At 60.1% G+C, this 4,465-nt stretch carries 6 protein-coding genes; 1 reads left to right on the top strand and 5 read right to left on the bottom strand.

Annotated features, from left to right (window positions below):
- The coding region (locus tag G568_RS0117480; RefSeq protein WP_026759167.1) for an integrase core domain-containing protein at window positions 1–270 on the top strand (270 nt) is incomplete at its 5' end.
- Between the two features lie 357 nt (window positions 271–627).
- On the opposite strand, the gene rfbA is transcribed toward G568_RS0117480, so the two are convergent.
- The 5 genes from rfbA to G568_RS0117455 form a co-directional block, all read right to left on the bottom strand.
- Window positions 628–1,518, bottom strand: coding sequence for a glucose-1-phosphate thymidylyltransferase RfbA (gene rfbA / locus G568_RS0117475; protein WP_026759166.1), 891 nt, complete (start codon window positions 1,516–1,518; stop codon window positions 628–630).
- A 3-nt stretch (window positions 1,519–1,521) separates the two neighbouring features.
- The gene (rfbD, locus tag G568_RS0117470; RefSeq protein WP_026759165.1) at window positions 1,522–2,373 is read right to left on the bottom strand and encodes a dTDP-4-dehydrorhamnose reductase; all 852 of its coding nucleotides are present in this window, start codon (window positions 2,371–2,373) and stop codon (window positions 1,522–1,524) included.
- A complete protein-coding gene (rfbB, locus tag G568_RS0117465; RefSeq protein WP_026759164.1) occupies window positions 2,370–3,410 on the bottom strand; it encodes a dTDP-glucose 4,6-dehydratase in 1,041 nt (346 codons plus the stop codon). The genes rfbD and rfbB overlap by 4 nt, the downstream gene beginning before the upstream one ends.
- A complete protein-coding gene (gene rfbC / locus G568_RS0117460; protein WP_026759163.1) occupies window positions 3,407–3,967 on the bottom strand; it encodes a dTDP-4-dehydrorhamnose 3,5-epimerase in 561 nt (186 codons plus the stop codon). Before rfbC ends, rfbB begins: the two co-directional genes overlap by 4 nt.
- Before the next feature lie 204 nt (window positions 3,968–4,171).
- A partial coding sequence (locus G568_RS0117455; RefSeq protein ID WP_026759162.1) for an integrase core domain-containing protein occupies window positions 4,172–4,465 on the bottom strand: 294 nt, incomplete at its 5' end.

Below are 4,465 nucleotides of genomic sequence, written 5' to 3'. Positions count from 1 at the left end.
CAATACTGTTCGCATGACTACCAGAAGATCCTGCGCGAACACGGCTTCCAGGTCTCGATGAGCGGAAAAGGTAATTGCTATGACAATGCGGCTGTTGAGACGTTCTTCAAAACCATCAAGGCGGAGCTGATCTGGCGGCGGGCATGGGCAACCAGGCGCCAAGCTGAGATGGCGATCTTCGAATACATCAATGGTTTCTACAATCCGCGTCGACGACACTCAGCATTGGGCTGGAAAAGCCCGGTCGCCTTCGAACGGAAAGTGGCTTAAACGAGCACTCGGAGCGGCACAAATACGTGACAGGTCCACCTTGGAGAAGTCGACCGAAGGAATAGCTGGGGAATCCAATATGCCCGCTCCCGCGACGAAACGCGCGACGAATGGGACGCCCTTTTCAGCCCGCGCAGTGGATATCTCTGCAAACGGCTCCCGCCCCGATTGTCACGCCGACGGTCATCGGTGGTGGCGCCGTGATCCGCCGTCCTAGCCTACTGAAGCGGATTTTTTCGGCCTTCGTTGATTGAGCACTATTAATCGGCATACAAACGGGGGGTGCCCCACATTTCGTGACATTCCTAAATTAGGCTCTCGATCAGCCTACAAATGTGCCCCACTTGAGTGGGCTATTCACTCTCGTCCACCTTGGCCGTTCGCAAGATTTTCAAGGTATGTACCGTAGTCGTTTTTCTTGAACAGTTGAGCGCGCCGAAGAATGTCACCCCTAGCGACCCACCCCATCTCGAAAGCCACTTCGTCTGGCATACCCACCTGCTGACCCTGACGCTCGGTCAGGGTGCGCACGAAGTTTCCCGCGTCAAGAAGTGAGGCGTGGGTGCCTGTGTCGAGCCATGCATAGCCGCGCCCCAGCCGCTTGACCGAGAGGGCCCCATCCGCAAGGTAGCTTTCCAGAAGCGAAGTTATCTCAAGCTCTCCACGGTCCGAGGGGATGACTTTGCGGGCACGCTCGGACGCGCTGCCGTCAAGGAAGTACAGGCCTGTCACTGCATAGTTGGAAGGGGGCACTGACGGTTTTTCAATGATCGAACGGACAGTGCCGTCTTCGTCAAAATCCACCACGCCGTAGCGGTCTGGATCGGCAACGTGATAACCGAAAACGGTACCACCGGATGGGCTGGCATTCACCTCTTGTAGGAGGTCCGATAGGCCGTGCCCAAAGAATATGTTGTCGCCCAGCACCATGGCCGATGGCGCGCCGTCCAGAAAATCCTCGGCCAGAATATAGGCTTGTGCGAGCCCGTCCGGTGAGGGCTGCTCAATCCAGGTGAATTCAATGCCCCATTGGCTGCCACCGCCGAGAAGCCTTTGGAATTGCGCCTGATCCTCGGGCGTGGTGATCACGGCGATCTCGCGGATGCCCGCCAGCATCAACACCGACAGAGGGTAATAGATCATCGGCTTGTCATAGATCGGCAGGATCTGCTTCGACACACCCATGGTGATCGGATAAAGCCGGGTGCCCGAGCCGCCCGCCAGAATGATGCCTTTGCGATTGCTCATCTCTCAAATCTCTCCCAGTTCGGTCAGGATGTCATGCAGTCCGCGCTGCCAGTCGGGCGGCGCGATGCCGAAATCCGCCTGCAGCTTTCGGCAGTCGAGGCGGGAATTGAGCGGCCTTGCCGCCGGTGTGGGATAGGCGCTTGTCGGGATATCATCGACCTTCACAGTGCGGCCCGTGGCCTTGAAAATGGCGCGCGCAAAGTCGGCCCAACTGACCTCGGGGGTGCCGCCGTAATGATAGGTGCCGCCCGGATGACCATCAGCCATTGCGTGGGCTGTCTTGAGCAGAGTCGCCGCGATATCGGCAGCGGGGGTCGGCCCACCGACCTGATCGGCGACGATGCGCAGATGATCACGGGCCTGCGACAGTCGCAGCATCGTCTTGACGAAATTGGTGCCATGCGCTGACACCACCCAGGACGTGCGCAGGATAAGCGCGTTGCCACCCGCCGCGCGCACAGCCGCCTCGCCCGCCAGCTTCGTGCGGCCATACGCGTTGAGCGGGGCCGTGGGGGCGTCTTCGGGCCATGGCGCGGTGCCGGAGCCATCGAACACGTAGTCGGTCGAGACATGCAGAAACGGCAGGCCGAGATCGGCGCAGGCCCGGGCCATGGCGCCGGGGGCTTCTGCGTTGATGGCATGCGCCAGCGGCTCCTCTTGTTCGGCTTGGTCGACGGCGGTGTAGGCGGCGGCGTTGATGACGGCGTGCGCCCCGGTTTGCGCGACCACCTCAGCACAGGCGGCGGGATCGCGCAGATCGGCGGCATCGCGACCCAAGGCTGTCACCCCTGCCCCGCCCTGCCGCCGCAGCTCGGTCGCGACCTGGCCGTTGTGACCGAATACAAGGATGGTCATGCCGAAACGCCCAATCGTTGCCCGACGCCTTGGCGATCCAGCAGGGCCCGCCACCAATCCTCGTTCTCCAGGTACCAGTCCACCGTGCGTTTCAGCCCTTGCTGCAAGGTGACGGAGGGGCGCCAGCCCAGTTCCGTCGCGATGCGGGTGGGGTCAATGGCATACCTCGCATCATGGCCGGGGCGGTCAGTAACAAACGTGATCAGCCGATCATGCGGCGCGGCATCGGGGCGACGATCATCCAGGATGGCGCAGATCATGCGCACCAGGTCGATATTGCGCGCTTCGTTCTCGCCGCCGATGTTGTAGCTGCGCCCGACTGTGCCCCGGTTCAAAACCTGCAACAGCGCATCGGCGTGATCCTCGACAAAAAGCCAGTCGCGCACGTTTTCGCCGGCTCCGTAGACAGGGATTTCGCGCCCGTGCAGCGCATTCAGGATCACCACCGGGATCAGCTTTTCAGGAAAGTGGAAGGGACCGTAATTGTTGGAACAATTGCTGAGTACCACTGGCAGACCATAGGTCTCGCTCCACGCGCGTACCAGGTGATCGCTGGCCGCCTTGGAGGCCGAATAGGGACTACGCGGGTCATAGGGCGTGTCTTCGGTGAACTTCCCCTTGGGGCCGAGGCTACCATAGACTTCGTCGGTTGAGACATGGTGGAAGCGGAAGCTGTCGGGCCGCCCTTGTTCCGCCCAATAGCTGCGCGCCGCCTCGAGCAGGGTATATGTGCCAGTGATATTGGTCTCGATGAAGGTGCCGGGTCCGTCGATCGAGCGATCGACATGGCTTTCGGCCGCGAGGTGCATCACCGCGTCGGGCTGATGGGCGGCAAAGATGCGGTCAAGCGCGGCGCGGTCGCGAATATCGGCATGCTCGAACGTATAAAGCGCGCTGTCGGCGACGCTGGCAACATTGTCCAAGCACGCAGCATAGGTCAGCGCGTCGAGGTTTACGACCTCGTGCCCCCGTGTCACGGCCAGCCGTATGACGGCCGAGCCGATGAAGCCCGCGCCGCCTGTAACAAGGATTTTCATGTCGTGCTCTCCAATGTGAACGGAGATTCAAAAGCGTCAAACGGCACCGCTTGTGCGTCTTTCTCGGACAGGATCGGGTCGCGCAACCCCCAATCAATGCCGACACTGTCCCACCGAACCGCGCCATCGCAGTCTGGGGCATAGTAATCGGTGCACTTGTATTGGATTTCAGTTTCAGGCTCTCGGGTCACGAAACCGTGCAGGAAGCCCGGGGGTATCCAGATTTGCCGCCCGTTCTCGAACGACAGCTCTATGCCCAGCCATTGGCCGTAGGTTGAGCTGTCACGCCGCACGTCCACGGCCACATCGAACAATCGCCCCCGCCCACAACGCACCAGCTTGCCTTGTGCATGAGGGGGCGCCTGGTAATGCAGACCGCGCAGCGTGCCTGCCCGTGCTGACATGGAGTGGTTGTCCTGAACGAACTCGGGTAGGAATACGCCGGCGGCTTCCAATGTCCGGCGGTTCCAGGTTTCACTGAAAAACCCGCGCGCGTCGCCATGGCGACGGGGTGTCAGGATCAGAACGCCCTGCAAATGAGTAGTATCAATCTTCACCGCATCACCTATGCGACCTGTGCGGCCACGATTCTCTAGTAAAACCGTCACTCACCATCAGTTCCATCCGTTATAGGGGCCATGTATCCGCTTTTTCTTCAGAAAGGAATGGTTCAATCCGACGCTGTTGATGGAATGGACGCCCCCTCCTGACGGCAACGCAATGTGGACCTGTCACGTATTTGTGCCGCTCCGAGTGCTCGTTTAAGCCACTTTCCGTTCGAAGGCGACCGGGCTTTTCCAGCCCAATGCTGAGTGTCGTCGACGCGGATTGTAGAAACCATTGATGTATTCGAAGATCGCCATCTCAGCTTGGCGCCTGGTTGCCCATGCCCGCCGCCAGATCAGCTCCGCCTTGATGGTTTTGAAGAACGTCTCAACAGCCGCATTGTCATAGCAATTACCTTTTCCGCTCATCGAGACCTGGAAGCCGTGTTCGCGCAGGATCTTCTGGCAGTCATGCGAACAGTATTGACTGCCTCTGTCGCTGTGGAAGAT

It is taken from the genome of Sediminimonas qiaohouensis DSM 21189 (genome assembly GCF_000423645.1).
GTDB classification, from domain to species: domain Bacteria; phylum Pseudomonadota; class Alphaproteobacteria; order Rhodobacterales; family Rhodobacteraceae; genus Sediminimonas; species Sediminimonas qiaohouensis.
Note: the sequence above shows the minus strand (reverse complement) of the source record. Positions and strands in the feature narration are given on the sequence as shown.

What these genes read in the sequence shown, in the direction of transcription:
- rfbD (WP_026759165.1), bottom strand. Translation starts at nt 2,373, where the DNA reads ATGACCATCCTTGTATTCGGTCACAACGGCCAGGTCGCGACCGAGCTG.
- rfbB (WP_026759164.1), bottom strand. Translation starts at nt 3,410, where the DNA reads ATGAAAATCCTTGTTACAGGCGGCGCGGGCTTCATCGGCTCGGCCGTC.
- rfbA (WP_026759166.1), bottom strand. Translation starts at nt 1,518, where the DNA reads ATGAGCAATCGCAAAGGCATCATTCTGGCGGGCGGCTCGGGCACCCGG.